This window comes from Polaromonas sp. P3_B1 (assembly GCF_056402935.1).
In genome coordinates, this window is record NZ_JBFUGK010000013.1 from 1 (window position 1) to 18128 (window position 18128).

Sequence of the window (18128 nt, forward strand, 5' to 3'; positions counted from 1 at the left end):
TCTCCACGGCGCCGGCGCGGTTCATGTCCTCGCGSACGATGGCTTCAACCTKGCGAATCACACGCTGGCCCATGGGCATGTAGTTGTAGACGCCGGCGCCCAGTTTCTTGATCATGCCGGCCCGCATCATGAGCTGGTGGCTGACGACTTCCGCGTCGGCAGGGGCTTCCTTGAGGGTGGAAATGAAGAACTGGGAGGCTTTCATGGGCGGTTTTCGGGGATTCCGGGGTTGGAAATGGGGGAAAAGGTGCTGCAGTCCGCGGTGCGCTTGGCGCTGGGGCCTTCGCTGTGCATAATGGACTCAGTTTAAAAAATTTGAGGTTTGATTATGCTTGACCGGGACGGCTTTAGGCCCAACGTCGGCATCATCTTGCTCAACCAGAGAAGTCAGGTATTTTGGGGCAAACGTATCCGTACCCACTCGTGGCAGTTTCCGCAGGGTGGCATTGATCGGGGCGAAAATCCCGAGCAGGCCATGTACCGCGAGTTGCATGAAGAAGTGGGGCTGTTGCCGCAGCATGTGAATGTGCTGGCCCGAACCCGAGACTGGTTGCGCTATGAGGTGCCTGACCGGTTCATCCGCCGCGATGCGCGCGGACATTACAAAGGCCAGAAGCAAATCTGGTTTCTCCTTCAGCTGGTCGGACACGACTGGGATTTGAACCTGCGCGCCACCGACCACCCCGAATTCGACGCCTGGCGCTGGAACGACTACTGGGTGCCGCTGGACGTGGTGGTTGAATTCAAACGTGGCGTCTATGAAATGGCGCTGACCGAACTCGCAAGGTTTGTTCCGCGTGTGGACAACCGGGCCGAGCCACGCCCCGACCATCGCAACCGCTACCTGCGTGGCGGCTTGCACCAGCGCGACCACGCAAACCCGCCGGGCGACGCTGGCTTTCATGCACCGGGTGAGTCATTTCACGCCCAGATCCGGCCGGGTGCCTCTTTTGAATTGCCGCCGGGCGCTACCTTTGAACCTGATCCGCAAACCAGCCTTGGTGTGGATCCCACCAACACAAAACCATGAAATTCAAATCGGCCGTTCTGGCCACGCTATTCCTGATGGCACTTAACGCCTCGGGTTCGGCACTGGCCCAGACTTATGCCCTGGAGGACCCCGCCGACTGGAAGGAAATCGAGACGCCGCCACCGCCGGCATTCGATGCCAAGAAGCTCATCACGTTTGAAGTCTCGCCCAATTCCCAGCTGGTGTATGGTGTGGACCCGGCGTCCATCAGCATCTCGCCCAAGGACGGGATCGTGCGCTACGTCATGGTGGCTTCGAATGCCAGCGGCGCCAGCAACGTGATGTATGAAGGCATACGCTGCACGACCGGCGAATTCAAAACCTATGCGCGCTATTCATCCGATGGGAAATGGACCAACGTGAGCAATCCTGAGTGGCGTTCGCTGTTTGAAAACATGCCGTCCAAACATGCCTTGCGCTTTGCCCGGGCCGGCGCCTGCGACAGCGCGGCGCCCGCGACTTCGGTCGATGTGCTGGTCAGGCGACTGAAGAACCAGAACTTCAGGATGATCGAATAAGGCCGATGGCCCGCGTACCCGAGGGGGTTTAGCGGGTCAATACAAGGTTGGTGCGGTGGACCATTTCCGGCTCGCCCGTATACCCCAGCAGCCTCTCGAATTCCGTGGATGCTTTGCGGCAGATAAGCCGGGCTTCGGCGCTGGAGTAATTGGCCAGTCCGCGCGCGATCTCCGTGCTTTCCGGGCTGAGTATGGCGATGACGTCACCGCGCGAAAACTCGCCGTGGACCGCCGTCATGCCGATGGGTAGCAGGCTTTTCCCTTCGCCCTGCACCTTGACCACGGCCCCCGCGTCTACGGTGACCGAACCGCGCATCTGCAGATGGTCGGCCATCCATTGTTTGCGCGCCTGCAGTTTCTGGGTCTGTGCCACCAGCAGGGTGCCAATGGGCTCGCCCTGAACCAGCCGGACCAGCGCCTGTGGCTCGCGACCCCAGGCAATCACGGTGGAGGCGCCTGACCCCGCTGCACGCTTGGCGGCCAGTATCTTGGTGATCATGCCGCCCTTGCCGATGCTGGAGCCCGCGCCCCCCGCCATGGCTTCCAGCGCCGGGTCGCCGGCTTTGGCTTCGTGCACAAACTGCGCCGCCGGGTCCTTGCGCGGATCGGCGGTGTACAGGCCCTTCTGGTCCGTGAGGATGACCAGCGCGTCAGCCTCCACCAGGTTGGCGACCAGCGCGCCCAGCGTGTCGTTGTCACCGAACTTGATTTCGTCGTTGACCACCGTGTCGTTTTCGTTGATGACGGGCACGACGCCCAGCTGCAGCAGAGCCAGCAACGTGGATCGGGCGTTGATGTAACGCTCGCGGTCGGCCAGGTCGGCATGCGTGAGCAGCACCTGTGCGCTGCCTATGCCGTTTTCGCGCAGCTTGGTCTCGTAGACCTGGACCAGGCCCATCTGGCCCACCGCGGCGGCGGCCTGCAGTTCATGGATGGCTTTGGGGCGGGTAGTCCAGTTCAGGCGCTTCATGCCCTCGGCGATGGCGCCGCTGCTCACCATGATCACCTCGCGCCCGTCCTTGACGAGCGCGGCCAGCTGTTCGCACCATTGGCCGATGGCGGTCGCATCGAGCCCGCGCCCCTCATTGGTGACCAGACTGGACCCTACCTTGACCACAATGCGTCTGGCGTTGCGCAGGACGGCGGAGCCTGGTTTGTCTTGCATGTTCTTCGGTACTTCTCAGGCTGCGGTCCCGTTACACGGTCATGGGCAGCGATTGTTGTTGAGTCGGCAAGTGCAGCCCTGCACCTGCCTGTGTTTTGGGTGCTGGAAACAAGGGGTCAGGACGATTCCGGCGGCTCGGGGGGCAGTGGGGCGAAGCGCGGGTCGACTTCTTCCACGGGTTGCTCGCTTTTCTGCACCTGCTTGACGTGCTGGTAGATCGTCTTGATCAGATGCTCGCAGCCCTCGCGCGTCAGCGCCGAGATTTCGAACACCGGGCCTTTGAATTTGAAACGCTTGACGAAGTCCTTGACGATGGCAGCGCGTTTGTCGTTGTCCACCATGTCCAGCTTGTTGAGCACCAGCCAGCGCGGCTTTTCATAGAGCGCTTCATCGTATTTCTTGAGCTCGCCCACGATGGCCTTGGCCTGCGCCACCGGGTCCACGCCCTCGTCGAAGGGGGCCAGGTCCACGATGTGCAGCAGCAGGCGGGTGCGCTGCAGGTGCCGCAGAAAGAGGTGGCCCAGGCCCGCGCCTTCGGAGGCGCCTTCGATAAGACCGGGCAGATCGGCCACGACGAAGCTTTGCTCGGGCCCAACGCGCACCACGCCCAGGTTGGGGTGAAGCGTGGTGAAAGGGTAGTCAGCGATGCGGGGACGGGCGTTGGAGACCGCAGAGATGAAGGTGGACTTGCCGGCGTTGGGCATGCCGAGCAGGCCGACGTCGGCCAGGACTTTGAGTTCCAGCTTGAGGCTTTTGCGTTCGCCGGGCCAGCCAGGCGTCTTGCTGCGGGGCGCGCGATTGGTTGAACTCTTGAAGCGCAGGTTGCCGAAACCGCCGTCCCCGCCCTTGGCGATCAGGACCTGCTCGCCGGGCACCAGCAGTTCAAAGAGAACCTCGCCGCTTTCGGCGTCGGTCAGGATGGTGCCCACCGGCATCTTGAGGATGATGTCGTCGCCCTTGGCGCCGAACATGTCCGAGCCCATGCCGTGCTGGCCGTTGCGGGCCTCGTGGCGGCGCGAGAACCGGAAGTCCACCAGGGTGTTCAGGTTGATGTCGGCCACCGCGTACACATGGCCGCCACGGCCGCCGTCGCCGCCGTTGGGGCCGCCGAATTCCTTGTACTTTTCGTGGCTGAACGAGACGCAGCCACTCCCGCCATCGCCTGCGGCAATGTCAATAAAGGCTTCGTCAACAAATTTCATGATGGAGTGCCGCGGTTAAAACGGGGGGGGGGCGGTGGGAGCCGGAGACCAAGTTTACAAACAAAAAAGCCCCGACAGGTCGGGGCTTCGTTTCAGTCGAAGTGACTTATCGAAGTGATCAGCTTACGCCGGGGTCACGTCCACGGTGTGCTTGTTCAGCGCGCCTTTGACGGAAAACGAGACCGAACCGTCGACCAGTGCAAACAGGGTGTGGTCCTTGCCGATGCCGACATTGACGCCTGGATGAAACTTGGTGCCGCGCTGGCGCACGATGATGCTGCCTGCGTTGATGACTTCGCCGCCAAATTTCTTGACGCCAAGCATTTTGGGCTGTGAATCACGCCCGTTTCGCGTAGAGCCGCCGCCTTTTTTCTGTGCCATTTTTCGTTACTCCTGGTACGTCCCTGCTCAGCCGGCGATGGCGCCGATTTGCAGTTCCGTGTAGTTTTGCCGGTGGCCCTGGCGCTTTTGGTAGTGCTTGCGACGGCGCATTTTGAAAATGCGAACCTTGTCGTGCCTACCTTGCGAAAGGACAGTGACTGTAACAGTGGCGCCGGAAACCAAGGGCGTACCAACCGTGATCGAGCTGCCCGTGCCGACAGCCAATACCTGGTCAATAACGATCTCTTGGCCTACGTCCGCAGCAATCTGTTCTACTTTAATTTTTTCTCCGGTGGCAACCTTGTATTGTTTGCCGCCGGTTTTTATGACCGCGTACATGTAAGACCTCGTAAATTGAGTTCTGCAGACGGATTTCCGCAGAGCCCGTGATTCTAGCACGGCAGGGCGAAATTGGCCAGCAGGGCGGTTTTGGCGCTTTTGGGGGGGTGGTTTGCGGGGCCAGCCGGGCCGGAGCGTGCAGGGCGGCTTCCTATAATCGGCCCAAACTTAACGTCTGGATCGCCTTTTGTCTGCCAATTCTTCAAGCACCGCCGCCGCCCTCGCCCTGATTGCCGACGACATGCGCGGGATGGACGCGGTGATCGAACGCCGCCTGAAGTCCGAGGTGCCGTTGGTCAGCCAGGTTTCCAGTTACATTGTGGCGGCCGGCGGAAAACGATTGCGTCCTGCCCTCTTGCTGCTGATGTGCGGTGCGCTGGGGTATCGCGGCGACCAGCGCTACAACCTCGCGGCCGTTGTGGAGTTCATTCACACGGCGACTCTGCTGCACGACGACGTGGTGGATGAGTCCACTTTGCGGCGCGGCCGCGCGACCGCCAACGAGGCCTTCGGCAACCCGGCGAGCGTGCTGGTCGGCGATTTTCTGTATTCCCGGGCTTTCCAAATGATGGTGGAAGCCGGCGATATGCGCGTGATGCAAACCCTGGCCGAAGCCACTAATGTGATCGCCGAGGGGGAGGTGTTGCAGCTCATGAACATGCATGACGCGGCCCTGTCCGAGGAAGGTTACCTCAGGGTGATCCGATCCAAAACGGCCAAGCTGTTCGAGGCAAGCGCCCGCCTGGCCGCCTTGCTGGCGCAGTCGTCGCCCACTATCGAGAAAAGCTGCGCCGACTATGGTCAGGCGCTTGGCACGGCATTCCAGGTGATCGACGATGTGCTCGATTACGACGGGGACGTTTCGGAGATGGGAAAAAATCTGGGGGATGACCTGCGTGAAGGCAAGGCAACGCTTCCTTTGATCATCGCGATGCAGCGCGGCAGCGAGGCGGAGCGCGCCACTATCCGGCAGGCCATTGAAACCGGCGGAACCGACCAGATGGCGCAGATCATTGCCATCGTGCAGCATACGGGCGCATTGCKGGCCACACGCGATGCTGCCGCTGTGGAGGCTCAGCGCGCGCTGAATGCCTTGCAGATGTTGCCGCAAAACACTTACAGTAATGCCTTGACGCAGCTGGCTTCCCAATTGCTGGAGAGGCGTTCCTGATAGGTTAAAAGGCGGGGTGTAGCTTAGCCTGGTAGAGCGCTACGTTCGGGACGTAGAGGCCGGAGGTTCGAATCCTCTCACCCCGACCAGGGCACTTTTTTCTTAAATACGCGTTTTCTTCGCATAGTTCCAACGCTGCCGAGGGGGTGGGGGTGTTTTCGATTTACACCCGGGAATGTATAAGCGATGATACATATTTGAGCTAAATCCAAGAACCATGGCCGCTGTCGACACCGCAATCAACCAACCGCCTTCCATGGCTTTACCCGGCCTCGGCCGGGCCTTGGTGGTGGCGGGGAAACTGGGTCAAAAAGCTGCGGAAGACATTTTTCGCAAGGCGCAAAGCGGACGCACCAGCTTTATTGCCGAGCTCACTGGATCAGGCGCTGTTTCCGCGTTCGACCTGGCCCACACCATGTCTACGGCATTTGCCGCGCCGCTGCTGGACCTGGAAGCCATCGATTCCCAGCGCTTGCCCAAGGGCCTGCTGGACTCCAAGATCTGCACCACCTACCGCATCGTTGTCCTGAGCAAGCGCAACAACCGCCTGATCGTCGCGACAGCCGACCCTTCCGACCAGGAGGCGGCGGAAAAAATCAAGTTCTCCACCCAGATGGGGGTGGACTGGGTGATTGCAGAATACGACAAGCTTTCCAAGCTGGTGGAGGTCTCCAACACCTCCGCGTCCGAGGCGATGGAGAGCATCATCGGCGACGACTTCGAGTTTGACGAAACCAGTGCCGACGCGTCGACCGAGGACAGTGAGGCCAGCGTCTCTGAAGTTGAAGATGCGCCGGTTGTCAAATTCCTGCAGAAAATGCTGCTCGATGCCTTCAGCATGCGGGCCTCCGACCTGCATTTCGAGCCGTTCGAGCATACCTATCGCGTGCGTTTCCGGGTTGACGGCGAATTGCGCGAAATCGCCTCGCCGCCGGTTGCCATCAAGGAAAAGCTGGCCGCGCGCATCAAGGTTATTTCCAAGCTCGACATCTCGGAAAAGCGTGTGCCGCAAGACGGCAAGATGAAGCTAAAAATCGGCCCTGACCGGGTGATCGATTTTCGGGTCAGCACCCTGCCGACCATGTATGGCGAAAAGATCGTCATCCGTATCCTGGATCCAAGCAGCGCGAAGCTGGGCATTGATGCCCTGGGTTACGAGCCAGCGGAAAAGGAGCGCTTGCTGCACGCGATTCAGCGGCCGTACGGCATGGTTCTCGTGACCGGGCCCACCGGTTCGGGAAAAACGGTGTCGCTTTACACCTGCCTGAACATCCTCAACAAACCCGGCGTCAACATCGCGACGGCCGAGGACCCTGCTGAAATTACCTTGCCAGGCGTCAACCAGGTCAGCATGAACGACAAAGCGGGCATGACCTTCTCGGTCGCGCTCAAGGCGTTTTTGCGCCAGGATCCCGACATCATCATGGTCGGTGAGATCCGCGACCTCGAGACTGCCGATATCGCGATCAAGGCCGCCCAGACCGGCCACATGGTGATGTCGACGCTGCATACCAACGACGCGCCGACCACATTGACGCGTATGCGCAACATGGGCATCGCCCCCTTCAATATCGCTTCCAGCGTGATTCTGATCACCGCCCAACGGCTGGCGCGGCGGCTGTGCCCCAACTGCAAAGCCCCTGCCGACATCCCGCGCGAGACCCTTCTGGACGCCGGTTTCACCGAAGACGATGTCGACGGATCCTGGACGCCTTATCGTCCGGTCGGTTGTTCCATGTGTACGAATGGTTACAAAGGGCGCGTGGGTGTTTATCAGGTTATGCCGATTTCCGAAGAGATTCAGCGTATCGTCCTTCGCGACGGCAGCGCCCTGGAAATCGCGGCCCAAGCGGAGGCGGAGGGCGTGAAGAGCTTGCGCGTGTCGGGGTTGTCCAAAGTCAAGCTCGGCATGACCTCGCTGGAAGAAATTCTGGGCTGCACCAATGTTTAAGCAACTGCATTTAGTGTCCGCCACATGGCGGTTTGACCGGGACGGCAGGGCGGTCTGAGACTGTCATTACAACGAGAAGGCATCATGGCAACTGCAGCAGTATCCAAGAGCATCAAGGAATTTGTCTTCGAGTGGGAGGGCAAGGACCGTGGCGGCAAGCAAGTCCGCGGGGAAATCCGGGCCGCCGGCGAAAACCAGGTCAAATCGTCGCTGCGCCGGCAAGGCGTGCTGCCCACCAAAATCAAGAAGCGCAAGATGCGCTCCGGCAAGGCCATCAAGCCCAAGGATATTGCCATCTTCACCCGCCAGCTGGCCACCATGATGAAGGCTGGCGTGCCGCTGCTGCAAGCGTTCGACATCGTGGGCCGCGGCAATCCCAATGCCAGCGTGACAAAGCTGCTCAATGATGTTCGCACTGATGTGGAGACCGGTACTTCGTTGAGCTCCGCGTTCCGCAAATATCCTCTGTATTTCAATGCGCTTTATTGCAACCTGGTCGAGGCTGGTGAGGCCGCCGGTATCCTGGAATCCCTATTGGACCGCCTTGCGACCTATATGGAGAAAACCGAGGCCATCAAATCCAAGATCAAGTCGGCCCTGATGTACCCGATCTCGGTGGTGGTGGTGGCCTTTGTGGTGGTGGCCGTCATCATGATCTTTGTGATCCCGGCGTTTAAGACGGTGTTCTCCTCATTCGGCGCGGACTTGCCGGCGCCCACGTTGATCGTTATCGCGATCAGTGAGTTTTTTGTGGCTTATTGGTGGCTGATTTTCGGCGGCATAGGCGGCGGGCTTTACTTCTTCTTCCAGGCCTGGAAGCGCAACGAGAAAATGCAGAAGTTCATGGACCGGGCTTTGCTCAAGGTGCCGGTGTTCGGCGCTCTGATTGAGAAATCCTGTATAGCCCGCTGGACCCGTACGCTCGCTACCATGTTCGCCGCCGGCGTGCCGCTGGTCGAGGCACTGGATTCCGTCGGCGGCGCTTCAGGTAATTCGCTGTATGCCGATGCCACGGAAAAGATTCAGCAGGAGGTTTCCACCGGCACCAGCCTGACGACGGCCATGACCAATGCCAGCCTGTTTCCTTCCATGGTGCTTCAGATGTGCGCGATCGGCGAAGAATCCGGCTCCATCGACCATATGCTGAGCAAGGCGGCCGACTTTTACGAGGCGGAAGTCGATGAGATGGTGGCCGGCCTTTCCAGCCTGATGGAGCCCATCATCATTGTGTTCCTGGGCACGCTGATCGGCGGGATCGTGGTTTCCATGTACCTGCCTATTTTCAAGCTGGGTCAAGTCGTTTGATGGGGACTGGGCTGGGGCCGGCGTTCGACGCATCGCTGGCGGGTTTTCTGGGCCTCCTGATCGGCAGCTTCCTCAACGTCGTTATTTACCGCCTGCCCAAAATCATGGAGCGGCAGTGGGCGCTGGAGTGCGCCCAACTAACCGGCGCGCCCCAGGAGCCCTCAGAGAAATTCAATCTGGTGGTGCCGCGTTCGCGCTGCTCCAGTTGCGGCCACGTCATACGCTGGTATGAAAACATTCCGGTGGCCAGCTACCTTTTTCTTCGAGGTAAATGTTCGGTCTGCGGCACGCCTTACGGCGCGCGCTATCCCATAGTGGAGGCAGTGACGGGCGCGCTATTTTTCTTTTGCGTGTCGCGCTGGGGCTGGTCGCTGACCGCGCTGGCCTGGTGCGGGTTTTCGGCCGCATTGCTGGCCCTTGCGGTGATCGACTGGGACACGACCTTGTTGCCGGACGACATCACCTTGCCCTTGCTGTGGGCCGGCCTGATCGTTGCCGCCCTCCAGTGGAATCCTCCGGTCGGCCTCACAACGGCCTTGTGGGGCGCTGTGGCCGGTTACCTTTCCTTGTGGCTGGTCTATTGGGCCTTCAAATTGGTGACTGGCAAGGAGGGCATGGGCTACGGCGATTTCAAGCTTTTCGCCGCGTTGGGCGCCTGGTTCGGCTGGCCGGCCCTGGTGCCCATGATCCTGATGGCCTCCGTGATCGGCGCCATCGTCGGCATTGCGATGAAGTTTTCCAGCGGATTGCGTGAGGGCGGTTATGTGCCCTTTGGCCCGTTCCTGGCCGGGGCTGGCTTTACGGCCATGGTCTTCGGGCCCCAATCCATCCTGCGGTTTATCGGCCTCTGATGCCATGCGCCGTGCAGCCTTGCGCATCGGACTGACTGGCGGTATAGGCAGCGGAAAAAGCACAGTTGCCCGCACCCTGGTGGCCTGCGGCGCGGTGCTGGTGGACGCCGATGCGATCTCCCGCGCGGTCACGGCGGCCGGCGGGGCGGCAATCAAAGAGATCGCCGCGCAGTTCGGCGACCAGATGGTTACAGCTGACGGCGCCATGGACCGGGACAGGATGCGCCAGCTGGCCTTTGATGACCCGCTGGTCAAGCGGCAGCTGGAATCCATTATTCACCCCCTGGTCAGCCAGGAGACCCTGCGCCAATACCAGCAGGCAGCCGCCGCCGGATGCGCTTGTGTGGTGTTCGACGTGCCCCTGCTGGTGGAGTCCGGCCGCTGGCGGCAGCAACTGGACCGGGTGCTGGTGGTGGACTGCGGTGAAGCCACCCAGGTCAGCCGGGTCATGGCCCGCAACGGCTGGCCTCGCGAGGCGGTGGAAAAAGTCATTGCCGGCCAAGCCAGCCGCGCGCAGCGCCTGTCGGCTGCCGACATCTGCCTGCACAATGATGGTTTGCCGCTGGAGGCCCTGGATGCCGAGGTGCGGCGGCTTGCCGCGCGCTTCGGGCTATGATGCGCAAACAAACCTCCTCATTGATGCCGACGAAAACATAGCGCTGTGATCCTTTACGAGTACCCTTTTCACGAACGCATACGCACGTATTTGCGACTTGAACACCTGTTCCGCCGCCTTGGCGAACTGGTGGAACGGGACAGTCCGACGGACCACCACTACGCCATCACGACCATCTTCGAAATCATGGACGTGGGCGCCCGGGCCGACCTCAAGACCGATGTCCTCAAGGACCTGGAGAAACAGAAACACGTCCTCAACGGTTATCGCGGCAATCCGGCCATTTCAGAGGCTGTGCTTGACGAAGTGACCGGGCAGCTCGAAAGCTGCTTCTCCGCCCTGAGCCACCTGCCCGGGAAAGCCGGTCAGTCCCTCACGGAAAACGACTGGTTGATGAGCATCCGCAGCCGCGTCGGGATACCGGGCGGCACGTGCGAGTTTGACCTGCCGGCCTACTACGCCTGGCAGCATCTGCAGGCAGACGTGCGCAAGCAGGACCTGCAGCGATGGATCACGCCGCTGGTGCCGCTGGCCGAATCCATACGTGTGCTCTTGACCTTGTTGCGCGATTCCGGCGCGCCGCAAAAGGTGGTGGCTCCCGGCGGCCAATACCAGCAGACGTTGCCGCAAGGGCGCAGCTTCCAGCTTTTGCGCTTGCGCATTGATCCCGCCCTCGGGCTGATCCCCGAAATCAGCGGTAATCGCCTGATCGTGTCCGTGCGCCTCATGCGCCACGGTGACGATGACCGGCTTCATGCCAGCACAGAAGATTCGGCGTTTGAGCTGACGCTCTGCTCCTGAACCGCGGGCTTGCCACCCCCAAGCCTCTGGCTCTTTCTCAGCCTCGTTTGCCGATTCCCTTCATTCTGCGCTTGCACCCAGACTTGTTGTAAAACACGCCTGTGATGAAAAAAGAATCTTTACCCGTCAAATTGGTCGTATGCCCAGGCTGCGGCGGTGAAAGCGTTTACGCGCCCAGCAATCCCTTTCGCCCGTTCTGCAGCGAGCGCTGCAAAAACATAGACCTGGGCGCCTGGGCCAGCGAAGGTTTTCGTTTGCCGGCGGACGCACCACCCGATGACGAGGCTTTTGGCGACCCGAAGCTGCAATAGAATTTGCCGAGGCGCGCGGTGTCACCCGCGTTTTCGTTGAGAGAGCAAAAAAAAAAGAGAGAGGGAGAGAAATGAGCAAGAAGTCTTTGATGGCGCCGTTCCTGGCCGCATTGCTGGGGGTCGCCCTGTCGGCAGGTCATGTCAACGCGCAGACCACGCCGGCCCAGGAGGGCGACAAGCCCGCCAAGTCCAAGTCCAAATCCAAGAAAGCCGCCAAAGCCGGCTCGGGCAGCAAGGCCAAATTCCTGCAGGGGTCCGGCGAGACGCCTGCCGAGCGCACAGCGCGCCTCAAGCGTGAATGCAAGGGCGCCGTGGACGCGGGCGCCTGCTCTGGCTATACCCGCTGACGGCCCCTGAGATGACAGTCGCGGGGCTTGTCGGCCCCGTGTTTTGGGCCTTTGGCGCTCAGGCGGCGGAAGCGCCCAGCACCTGCTGGAGCTCACCGCTTTGGTACATCTCCATCATGATGTCCGACCCGCCGATGAACTCCCCCTTCACATACAGCTGGGGAATGGTGGGCCAGTTGCTGAACTCCTTGATACCCTGGCGAATTTCCTCGTCTTCCAGCACATTCACTGTGGCGGGCTTGTTCACGCCGCAGGCCTTGAGGACCTGGATGGCGCGGCCGGAGAAGCCGCACATGGGGAACTGCGCCGTGCCCTTCATGAAGAGGACAACATCGCTGGATTTGACGATGTCGGCGATGCGTTGCTGGGTAGGGTCTGTGGTGCTCATGGGAAATCCTTTGCAAATCCGTGGGGTGGGCGAGAGGCCCTGCCTGGCCCCAAATCGGGGATGGGCGATGTCAGTTAGATGGAATCCGGGAAGCGGAATTCAACAGTCCGATTATCCCGCCGTTTGAGATTTCACATGGCTGCCTGCCCGGCCGGCCACAGCCCGCCTGAACAGCGCGCTATGCCGGCCAGGTCCAGCCGGCTCTGCACCTGCTCATAGCCGGTCTGGGCGAGCAGGGCGCACACGGCTTCGGCCTGGTCGTAACCGTGCTCCAGGAGCAGCCAGCCCCCCGCCAGCAGGTGACCGGGAGCCTGCTTGACGATCTCCCGAATGTCGTCCAGCCCGTCGGTACCGGCCGTCAGCGCAGACAGGGGTTCATACGCCAAGGCCTCCAGGTGAGGATCCCTGTTGGCGATGTACGGCGGGTTGCTGACGATCAGATGAAAGTGTCCGCTAACTTCATTCAGCCAATGGCTTTGGATGAAGTCCAGGTTCAGCCCCAGGCGGGCGGCGTTGCCGCTGGCCACCTCCAGCGCATCCGCGCTTGCATCAACGGCCACGACCTTGCCTTGGCGGCCGGTGGTTTGCAGGGTGTGCGAAACGGCCAGCGCAATCGCCCCGCTTCCCGTGCCCAGGTCAAGTACCGCGGGGGCCGGCGGCAGGCCGGGTGCCCRCAAGCGTTCGAGTGCCCACTCCACCAGGGTTTCCGTGTCAGGTCGCGGCACCAATACGCGTGCATCCACCTGCAGTGTCAGGCCGAAAAATTCCTTGCGGCCGACGATATAGGCCAGGGGCTCCCCCGCCGCCCGGCGCAGGCACATGGCGCGAAAATTCTCGGCCACGCTGCCCGGCAGAACATCGGTGTCGTGCGCCAGCAACCAGGCCCGCGCGTCGTCGGGCTTGCCCAGGGCATGCAGCATCAGGAGCTGGGCGTCCAGCCGATCCAGCCCCAGAGTCTGGGCGGTGGCCAGGGCCTGGGCGCAGTTTGGAGGGTTCACGGTGAGGCCTCAGAGCCCGCTGTTGGCGGTCTCGAGTTCAGCGAGCTGCTCGGCGCCGCGCGCCACCTGCAGCGCTGTGATGACGTCGCCCAGGTCGCCTTCCATGATGGCCAGCAGCTTGTACAGCGTCAGGTTGATGCGGTGGTCGGTCAGGCGCCCCTGCGGGAAGTTATAGGTGCGTATGCGGTCGCTGCGGTCGCCCGTGCCGACCAGGCCCTTGCGCAGTGCCGCGTCCTTGGCGGCGCGTTCGGCGCGGTCTTTTTCATGGATGCGGGCGGTCAATACCTTGAGCGCCTGGGCTTTGTTGCTGTGCTGGCTGCGCCCGTCCTGGCATTCGGCGACGATGCCGGTCGGGATGTGCGTGATGCGCACGGCCGAGTCGGTCTTGTTGATGTGCTGGCCGCCGGCGCCGCTGGCGCGGTAGGTGTCTATGCGCAGGTCGGCCGGGTTGATCTGTATGGCCACGGCCTCGTCGGGCTCGGGCATCACGGCCACGGTGCAGGCGCTGGTGTGGATGCGGCCCTGGGTTTCGGTGGCGGGAACGCGCTGCACGCGGTGGCCGCCCGACTCGAAACGCAGCTTGCCGTAGACGCCCACGCCCAGGGCGTCGGCGCCGCCCTCTATGCGCAGCACCACTTCCTTGTAGCCGCCCAGCTCGCTGGGCGACTCGCTGATGACCTCGACCTGCCAACGGTTTCGCTCGGCAAAGCGCGTGTACATGCGGCACAGGTCTCCCGCAAACAGCGCCGACTCGTCGCCGCCCGTGCCTGCGCGGATTTCCACAAAGGCCGGCCGCACGTCGTCCGGGTCCTTGGGGATCAGCATCAGCTGCAGGGCTTCGTCGATCTGCGCGATGTCGGCCTTGGCCGCGGCGATTTCTTCCTCGGCCATGGCGGCCATCTCGGGGTCGTTTTTGGCCTCTAGCAGCATGCTCTCAGCGCCGGCCAGGTCGGCCTCACGTGTGGTCAGCCGTGTGTACTGCTCGGCGATCACGCTGGCCTCGGCGTGCTCACGTGTCAGGGCGCGAAAACGGTCCAGGTCGCTGACCACGTCGCTGGCGGACAGCAACGAGTCCAGCTCGTGCAGCCGCAGGAGCTGGCGGTCCAGGGTTTGGTGGAGAAAGGGTTTCATGAATCTGATGAAGGCGGGAAAGCCGAGGAGGGGGCCACAAGGCCGTCAAAAAAGCCGCAGGCTGGCGCCGGCGCGAGGAGTCAGCGCGAGGCGGGCGCTAACGCTCTTTGTCGTCGGACTGGATTTTGGGCAGCTGGCCGCGCAAAAACAGCCTGGAGACGGCCTGCGCCGTGGCCTCGCGGCTGCTGGCATCGCCCGCATGCAGCTCGGCCAGCGTACCGTGCAGCATTTTCTGGGTCAGGCCGCGGGTCAGCGCGTCCAGCACCGTGTCTATGGGCTCGCCCTTGGCCAACAACTTCTTGGCGCGCACGATTTCGGCAGCGCGCCATTCGTCGGTCTGTGCATTGAGCTGCTGGATCAGCGGCACACTGCGGCGCTGGCCGAGCCAGTGCATGAAGTTCTGCACGCCGGCGTCGATGATGACTTCAGCCTGCGCGACGGCGGCCTTGCGGTTGTCTTTGCCGGTCTGCACAACGTGCGCCAGGTCGTCCACCGTGTAGAGATAGATGTCGGGCAGCGCCTTGACTTCGGGTTCGATGTCGCGCGGCACGGCCAGGTCCACCATGAACATGGGACGGTGCTTGCGCAGCTTGACGGCGCGCTCCACGGCACCAAGGCCAATGATAGGCAGCGTGCTGGCGGTGCAACTGATCACCGCGTCGAATTCATGGAGGCGGCTGGGCAGGTCCGCCAGGCGCATGACTTCCGCGCCGAAGCGGCCGGCAAGCTTTTCGCCGCGCTCCAGGGTCCGGTTGGCGATTGCCATGGCCTTGGGATTTTTGGCGGCGAAGTGGGTGGCCGCGAGGTCAATCATCTCGCCCGCGCCCACAAACAGCACCTTGATGTCGCTCAGGTTCTCAAACAGCTGGCCGGCCAGGCGCACGCTGGCCGCCGCCATGCTGATGCTGTGCGCGCCGATTTCAGTGCTGCTGCGCACTTCCTTGGCCACGGCGAAGGAGCGCTGGAACAGCTGGTGCAGCGTGGTACCCATGGCGCCGGCGTCTTCGGCGGCGCGCACCGCATCTTTCATCTGGCCCAGGATTTGCGGTTCGCCCAGCACCATGGAGTCCAGGCCGCTGGCCACACGGAAAGCGTGGCGGGCAACCTGGTCGCCTTGCAGCGTGTAGGCATGGGACCGCAGCAGGGCCGGCGAGACGCCACCGTTGTGGGCCAGCCATTCCAGCGTGTGGTCCAGGTCGGTCTTGTCGCCGGCGCAGTAGATTTCGGTGCGGTTGCAGGTGGAGAGAAGCGTCGCCTCGGGCTGGCGCGCCAGCGAGGCGCGCAGGCCGCGCAAGGTGGGCTCGATCTGGTCCAGGGCGTAGGCAAATCGCCCGCGCAAATCGAGCGGTGCGGTGTTATGGTTTAGCCCAAGGGCCCAGACTGACATCCTCCGATTATAAAATTGAAGCAGCCGGGCCGGTGAGAAGCCCTGGCAATCGCTCTGATAGCCCTTTTTTGGGCTTTGTCGGAGTGATTTCCCGGTAATTCTTCAACCGTCCACAAGCGCATGACCTTTTACCTGCTGGCCAACCACCTGCTCAATTTTGTCCTGCCGGCCGTTGCCGTCGCGCTGCTGCTGGTGCTGTCCAGCCGTGTCTTTGGCGGTATTTTCAGGTCAAGCCGGCCCGTCGCGGCTACCTGGTGGGCGCAGACGGCCATTGTCTTTGCCGCGAATCTGGCGGTGCTGATCGCCGGCCTGGTGTTTTTCGGCCATGACGGGAAGATGCTGACCTATGCCGCCATGGTGGGTGGTGCGGCACTTTGCCAGTGGGTCTTGCTTGGCGCCTGGAGAGCCTGAAAACTAATCGGGCTTGAAGAGGTTCACTGYGTCCGTGATGACGCCGTCAGTGCCCAAAGCCAGCAGGCGCTGCACGTTGGCCTCGTCGTTCACCGTGTAACTCAGCAACCTGAAGCCGGCTTTTTTGGCTTGAGCCACCGTATCGGCGTTCCACAGCTTGTGGTTGCAGACAATCGCCACGCAGCCCAGGCCCGTCGCTGTTTCCAGCCAGTTGGCGGGCAGCTCGTCGAGCAGCAGTCCGCGCGGCAACTGAGGCTGGGCGGCGCGGGCCGCTTCCAGCGATTGCGGCTGGAAAGACGTCAACAGCGGGGGAATGGCCGTCCCCTGCCACAGCCGGGCCGCTTCATTGGCCACGACAGTGCCGGTGCGGGCCTCTGCGCCCGGCGTGGGCTTGATTTCGATGTTGAGGAAATAGCCCTTGTCCAGGCAAAAACGGGCGATGCGCTCAAAGCTGGCCAGGCCCTCGGCGGCAAAGGCCGGCGAATGCCAGCCGCCCGCATCGAGCTTGGCCAGTGCCTCCCAGGTCAAATCACTTGCCACACCCTTGCCATTGCTGGTGCGCTCCAGCGTGGCGTCATGCAGCAAAAACGGGACGCCGTCGGCGCTGAGCTTCACATCGCACTCGAACATGCGGTAGCCATGGCTGGCACCCAGCATGAAGGACGCCAGGGTGTTTTCAGGCGCCAGTTTGCCGGCGCCGCGGTGTGCCACCCAGTGGGGATAGGGCCAATTGGCGGCCGTGACGGGGTTTGTCATGGATGTTCCTGGGGGTGCTAAGGCCTGAAGTCGAGGGGCTACAGGCGTTTTCCCGTTTCCGCGTCAAACCAGTGCAGGCGGTCCGCGCGCGGCTCCACGTGGATGGTTGCGCCGATTTTCGGCGCCGTGGACAGGCTTTCATCGGTTCGCACGATGATGGCTTCACCACCCATGCGGCAATACACCAGCCGCTCGGCGCCCAGCATCTCAATTGTGTCGACCTGCACGGCCCAGCCGGTGGCGCCCACCGTCAGATGTTCGGGCCGTATGCCCAGGATTGCGCCCGGCTTGCCGCCGAAGTCAGTATTAGGTGCCTGCTTGAGCAAATTCATGGGAGGCGAGCCCATAAAGCTCGCCACAAAGGTAGTGGCGGGCCGGTTGTAGACCTCTTCGGGCGTGCCGAACTGCTCCATGCGACCGGCGTTCATCACCATCATGCGCTGCGCCAGCGTCATGGCCTCGACCTGGTCGTGGGTGACGAAGAGCGAGGTGATGCCGAGCTCGCGGTGCAACTTCTGGATCTCCAGGCGCGTCTGCACGCGCAACTTGGCGTCCAGGTTGGACAGCGGCTCGTCGAACAGAAACACCTGCGGCTGGCGCACGATGGCACGGCCCATGGCCACGCGCTGGCGCTGGCCGCCAGAAAGCGCGCGGGGCTTGCGGTCCAGCAGGTGGCCCAGCTCCAGGATCTTGGCCGCCTTGTCGACGCGCGTCTTGATCTCGTCCTTGGGCACCTTGGCGATCTTCAGGCCGTAGGCCATGTTGTCGAAGACGCTCATGTGCGGGTAAAGCGCGTAGTTCTGGAACACCATGGCGATGTCGCGCTCGGAGGGCTCCAACTGGTTGACGACCTTGCCGCCTATGGAAATTTCCCCGCCGCTGACTTCTTCAAGCCCGGCGACCATGCGCAGCAGGGTGGATTTTCCGCAGCCCGAGGGGCCGACGATGACGATGAACTCGTGGTCCTTGATCTCGGCGTTCACGCCGTGCAATACCTGCAGCGCGTCCTTGCCGGAGCCATAGCGCTTGACGACGTTGTTGAATGAAAGGGATGCCATATTGATGTTTC

Annotated in this window: 21 protein-coding genes, 1 tRNA gene and 1 pseudogene; 12 read left to right on the plus strand and 11 right to left on the minus strand. The window is 62.1% G+C overall.

Annotated elements, in window-relative coordinates; genetic code table 11:
• Window positions 1-205 (minus strand): annotated as a pseudogene (locus tag AC1DXS_RS09420) (proline--tRNA ligase); the annotation flags it as partial.
• A gap of 123 nt (window positions 206-328) precedes the next feature.
• On the opposite strand from AC1DXS_RS09420, the gene AC1DXS_RS09425 reads away from it, so the two are divergent.
• Both AC1DXS_RS09425 and AC1DXS_RS09430 read left to right on the plus strand, forming a co-directional pair.
• Window positions 329-1030, plus strand: a complete 702-nt coding sequence (locus AC1DXS_RS09425; protein ID WP_477737255.1) for an RNA pyrophosphohydrolase — start codon at window positions 329-331, stop codon at window positions 1028-1030.
• Complete coding sequence (locus AC1DXS_RS09430) at window positions 1027-1548, plus strand: CNP1-like family protein (RefSeq protein ID WP_477737256.1); 522 nt, start codon at window positions 1027-1029, stop codon at window positions 1546-1548. Before AC1DXS_RS09425 ends, AC1DXS_RS09430 begins: the two co-directional genes overlap by 4 nt.
• 28 nt (window positions 1549-1576) lie before the next feature.
• Here the strand turns inward: AC1DXS_RS09430 and proB are convergent, their stop codons facing one another.
• The 4 genes from proB to rplU form a co-directional block, all read right to left on the minus strand.
• The gene (gene proB, locus AC1DXS_RS09435; RefSeq protein ID WP_477737257.1) at window positions 1577-2713 is read right to left on the minus strand and encodes a glutamate 5-kinase; all 1137 of its coding nucleotides are present in this window, start codon (window positions 2711-2713) and stop codon (window positions 1577-1579) included.
• A gap of 116 nt (window positions 2714-2829) precedes the next feature.
• Entirely contained in the window at window positions 2830-3915 is a 1086-nt protein-coding gene (gene cgtA / locus AC1DXS_RS09440) for an Obg family GTPase CgtA (RefSeq protein ID WP_477737258.1), read from the minus strand.
• 123 nt (window positions 3916-4038) lie between these two features.
• Window positions 4039-4296 (minus strand): 50S ribosomal protein L27, encoded by a 258-nt coding sequence (gene rpmA, locus AC1DXS_RS09445; protein WP_007868030.1) that lies wholly within the window; start codon window positions 4294-4296, stop codon window positions 4039-4041.
• A 27-nt stretch (window positions 4297-4323) separates the two neighbouring features.
• Window positions 4324-4635 (minus strand): 50S ribosomal protein L21, encoded by a 312-nt coding sequence (gene rplU, locus AC1DXS_RS09450; protein WP_007868028.1) that lies wholly within the window; start codon window positions 4633-4635, stop codon window positions 4324-4326.
• Window positions 4636-4822: 187 nt separating this feature from the next.
• Here rplU and AC1DXS_RS09455 point away from each other — a divergent pair, with 187 nt between their 5' ends.
• From AC1DXS_RS09455 to AC1DXS_RS09495, 9 genes are all read left to right on the plus strand, one after another.
• Window positions 4823-5806 carry a polyprenyl synthetase family protein gene (locus AC1DXS_RS09455; RefSeq protein ID WP_477737259.1) on the plus strand — a complete coding sequence of 328 codons (984 nt, stop codon included), beginning with the start codon at window positions 4823-4825 and terminating at the stop codon, window positions 5804-5806.
• 12 nt (window positions 5807-5818) lie between these two features.
• Window positions 5819-5895 (plus strand) — tRNA-Pro (locus AC1DXS_RS09460).
• 128 nt (window positions 5896-6023) lie between these two features.
• Complete coding sequence (pilB, locus tag AC1DXS_RS09465) at window positions 6024-7757, plus strand: type IV-A pilus assembly ATPase PilB (protein WP_477737260.1); 1734 nt, start codon at window positions 6024-6026, stop codon at window positions 7755-7757.
• Window positions 7758-7841: 84 nt separating this feature from the next.
• Window positions 7842-9062 (plus strand): type II secretion system F family protein, encoded by a 1221-nt coding sequence (locus AC1DXS_RS09470; protein WP_477737261.1) that lies wholly within the window; start codon window positions 7842-7844, stop codon window positions 9060-9062.
• Window positions 9062-9913, plus strand: a complete 852-nt coding sequence (locus tag AC1DXS_RS09475; RefSeq protein WP_477737262.1) for a prepilin peptidase — start codon at window positions 9062-9064, stop codon at window positions 9911-9913. Before AC1DXS_RS09470 ends, AC1DXS_RS09475 begins: the two co-directional genes overlap by 1 nt.
• Window positions 9914-9917: 4 nt before the next feature.
• A complete protein-coding gene (gene coaE / locus AC1DXS_RS09480) occupies window positions 9918-10529 on the plus strand; it encodes a dephospho-CoA kinase (protein ID WP_477737263.1) in 612 nt (203 codons plus the stop codon).
• Window positions 10530-10574: 45 nt separating this feature from the next.
• Entirely contained in the window at window positions 10575-11330 is a 756-nt protein-coding gene (gene zapD / locus AC1DXS_RS09485) for a cell division protein ZapD (protein ID WP_477737264.1), read from the plus strand.
• A gap of 104 nt (window positions 11331-11434) precedes the next feature.
• Window positions 11435-11641: a DNA gyrase inhibitor YacG gene (locus tag AC1DXS_RS09490; RefSeq protein ID WP_477737265.1), complete on the plus strand. Its 207-nt coding sequence runs from the start codon at window positions 11435-11437 to the stop codon at window positions 11639-11641.
• Window positions 11642-11712: 71 nt separating this feature from the next.
• The gene (locus tag AC1DXS_RS09495) at window positions 11713-11988 is read left to right on the plus strand and encodes a hypothetical protein (protein WP_477737266.1); all 276 of its coding nucleotides are present in this window, start codon (window positions 11713-11715) and stop codon (window positions 11986-11988) included.
• 58 nt (window positions 11989-12046) lie between these two features.
• On the opposite strand, the gene grxD is transcribed toward AC1DXS_RS09495, so the two are convergent.
• From grxD to hemA, 4 genes are all read right to left on the minus strand, one after another.
• Entirely contained in the window at window positions 12047-12376 is a 330-nt protein-coding gene (gene grxD / locus AC1DXS_RS09500) for a Grx4 family monothiol glutaredoxin (protein WP_477737267.1), read from the minus strand.
• A 131-nt stretch (window positions 12377-12507) separates the two neighbouring features.
• Complete coding sequence (gene prmC / locus AC1DXS_RS09505; RefSeq protein WP_477737268.1) at window positions 12508-13374, minus strand: peptide chain release factor N(5)-glutamine methyltransferase; 867 nt, start codon at window positions 13372-13374, stop codon at window positions 12508-12510.
• A gap of 9 nt (window positions 13375-13383) precedes the next feature.
• Entirely contained in the window at window positions 13384-14505 is a 1122-nt protein-coding gene (gene prfA, locus AC1DXS_RS09510; RefSeq protein ID WP_477737269.1) for a peptide chain release factor 1, read from the minus strand.
• Between the two features lie 97 nt (window positions 14506-14602).
• Window positions 14603-15892, minus strand: coding sequence for a glutamyl-tRNA reductase (gene hemA / locus AC1DXS_RS09515; RefSeq protein WP_477737270.1), 1290 nt, complete (start codon window positions 15890-15892; stop codon window positions 14603-14605).
• Window positions 15893-16012: 120 nt separating this feature from the next.
• Here hemA and AC1DXS_RS09520 point away from each other — a divergent pair, with 120 nt between their 5' ends.
• Window positions 16013-16303: a hypothetical protein gene (locus AC1DXS_RS09520; protein WP_477737271.1), complete on the plus strand. Its 291-nt coding sequence runs from the start codon at window positions 16013-16015 to the stop codon at window positions 16301-16303.
• Between the two features lie 3 nt (window positions 16304-16306).
• Here the strand turns inward: AC1DXS_RS09520 and ugpQ are convergent, their stop codons facing one another.
• Both ugpQ and AC1DXS_RS09530 read right to left on the minus strand, forming a co-directional pair.
• Window positions 16307-17059 carry a glycerophosphodiester phosphodiesterase gene (gene ugpQ / locus AC1DXS_RS09525; protein WP_477737272.1) on the minus strand — a complete coding sequence of 251 codons (753 nt, stop codon included), beginning with the start codon at window positions 17057-17059 and terminating at the stop codon, window positions 16307-16309.
• Window positions 17060-17097: 38 nt separating this feature from the next.
• Window positions 17098-18117: a sn-glycerol-3-phosphate import ATP-binding protein UgpC gene (locus tag AC1DXS_RS09530; RefSeq protein ID WP_477737273.1), complete on the minus strand. Its 1020-nt coding sequence runs from the start codon at window positions 18115-18117 to the stop codon at window positions 17098-17100.
• Window positions 18118-18128: the final 11 nt, after the last annotated feature.

Excerpts from the sequence above, each read along its gene's own strand:
- AC1DXS_RS09425 (WP_477737255.1), top strand. The coding sequence starts at position 329 with ATGCTTGACCGGGACGGCTTTAGGCCCAACGTCGGCATCATCTTGCTC.
- AC1DXS_RS09430 (WP_477737256.1), top strand. The coding sequence starts at position 1,027 with ATGAAATTCAAATCGGCCGTTCTGGCCACGCTATTCCTGATGGCACTT.
- proB (WP_477737257.1), bottom strand. The coding sequence starts at position 2,713 with ATGCAAGACAAACCAGGCTCCGCCGTCCTGCGCAACGCCAGACGCATT.
- cgtA (WP_477737258.1), bottom strand. The coding sequence starts at position 3,915 with ATGAAATTTGTTGACGAAGCCTTTATTGACATTGCCGCAGGCGATGGC.
- rpmA (WP_007868030.1), bottom strand. The coding sequence starts at position 4,296 with ATGGCACAGAAAAAAGGCGGCGGCTCTACGCGAAACGGGCGTGATTCA.
- rplU (WP_007868028.1), bottom strand. The coding sequence starts at position 4,635 with ATGTACGCGGTCATAAAAACCGGCGGCAAACAATACAAGGTTGCCACC.
- pilB (WP_477737260.1), top strand. The coding sequence starts at position 6,024 with ATGGCCGCTGTCGACACCGCAATCAACCAACCGCCTTCCATGGCTTTA.
- AC1DXS_RS09470 (WP_477737261.1), top strand. The coding sequence starts at position 7,842 with ATGGCAACTGCAGCAGTATCCAAGAGCATCAAGGAATTTGTCTTCGAG.
- AC1DXS_RS09475 (WP_477737262.1), top strand. The coding sequence starts at position 9,062 with ATGGGGACTGGGCTGGGGCCGGCGTTCGACGCATCGCTGGCGGGTTTT.
- coaE (WP_477737263.1), top strand. The coding sequence starts at position 9,918 with ATGCGCCGTGCAGCCTTGCGCATCGGACTGACTGGCGGTATAGGCAGC.
- AC1DXS_RS09490 (WP_477737265.1), top strand. The coding sequence starts at position 11,435 with ATGAAAAAAGAATCTTTACCCGTCAAATTGGTCGTATGCCCAGGCTGC.
- AC1DXS_RS09495 (WP_477737266.1), top strand. The coding sequence starts at position 11,713 with ATGAGCAAGAAGTCTTTGATGGCGCCGTTCCTGGCCGCATTGCTGGGG.
- grxD (WP_477737267.1), bottom strand. The coding sequence starts at position 12,376 with ATGAGCACCACAGACCCTACCCAGCAACGCATCGCCGACATCGTCAAA.
- prfA (WP_477737269.1), bottom strand. The coding sequence starts at position 14,505 with ATGAAACCCTTTCTCCACCAAACCCTGGACCGCCAGCTCCTGCGGCTG.
- hemA (WP_477737270.1), bottom strand. The coding sequence starts at position 15,892 with ATGTCAGTCTGGGCCCTTGGGCTAAACCATAACACCGCACCGCTCGAT.
- AC1DXS_RS09520 (WP_477737271.1), top strand. The coding sequence starts at position 16,013 with ATGACCTTTTACCTGCTGGCCAACCACCTGCTCAATTTTGTCCTGCCG.
- AC1DXS_RS09530 (WP_477737273.1), bottom strand. The coding sequence starts at position 18,117 with ATGGCATCCCTTTCATTCAACAACGTCGTCAAGCGCTATGGCTCCGGC.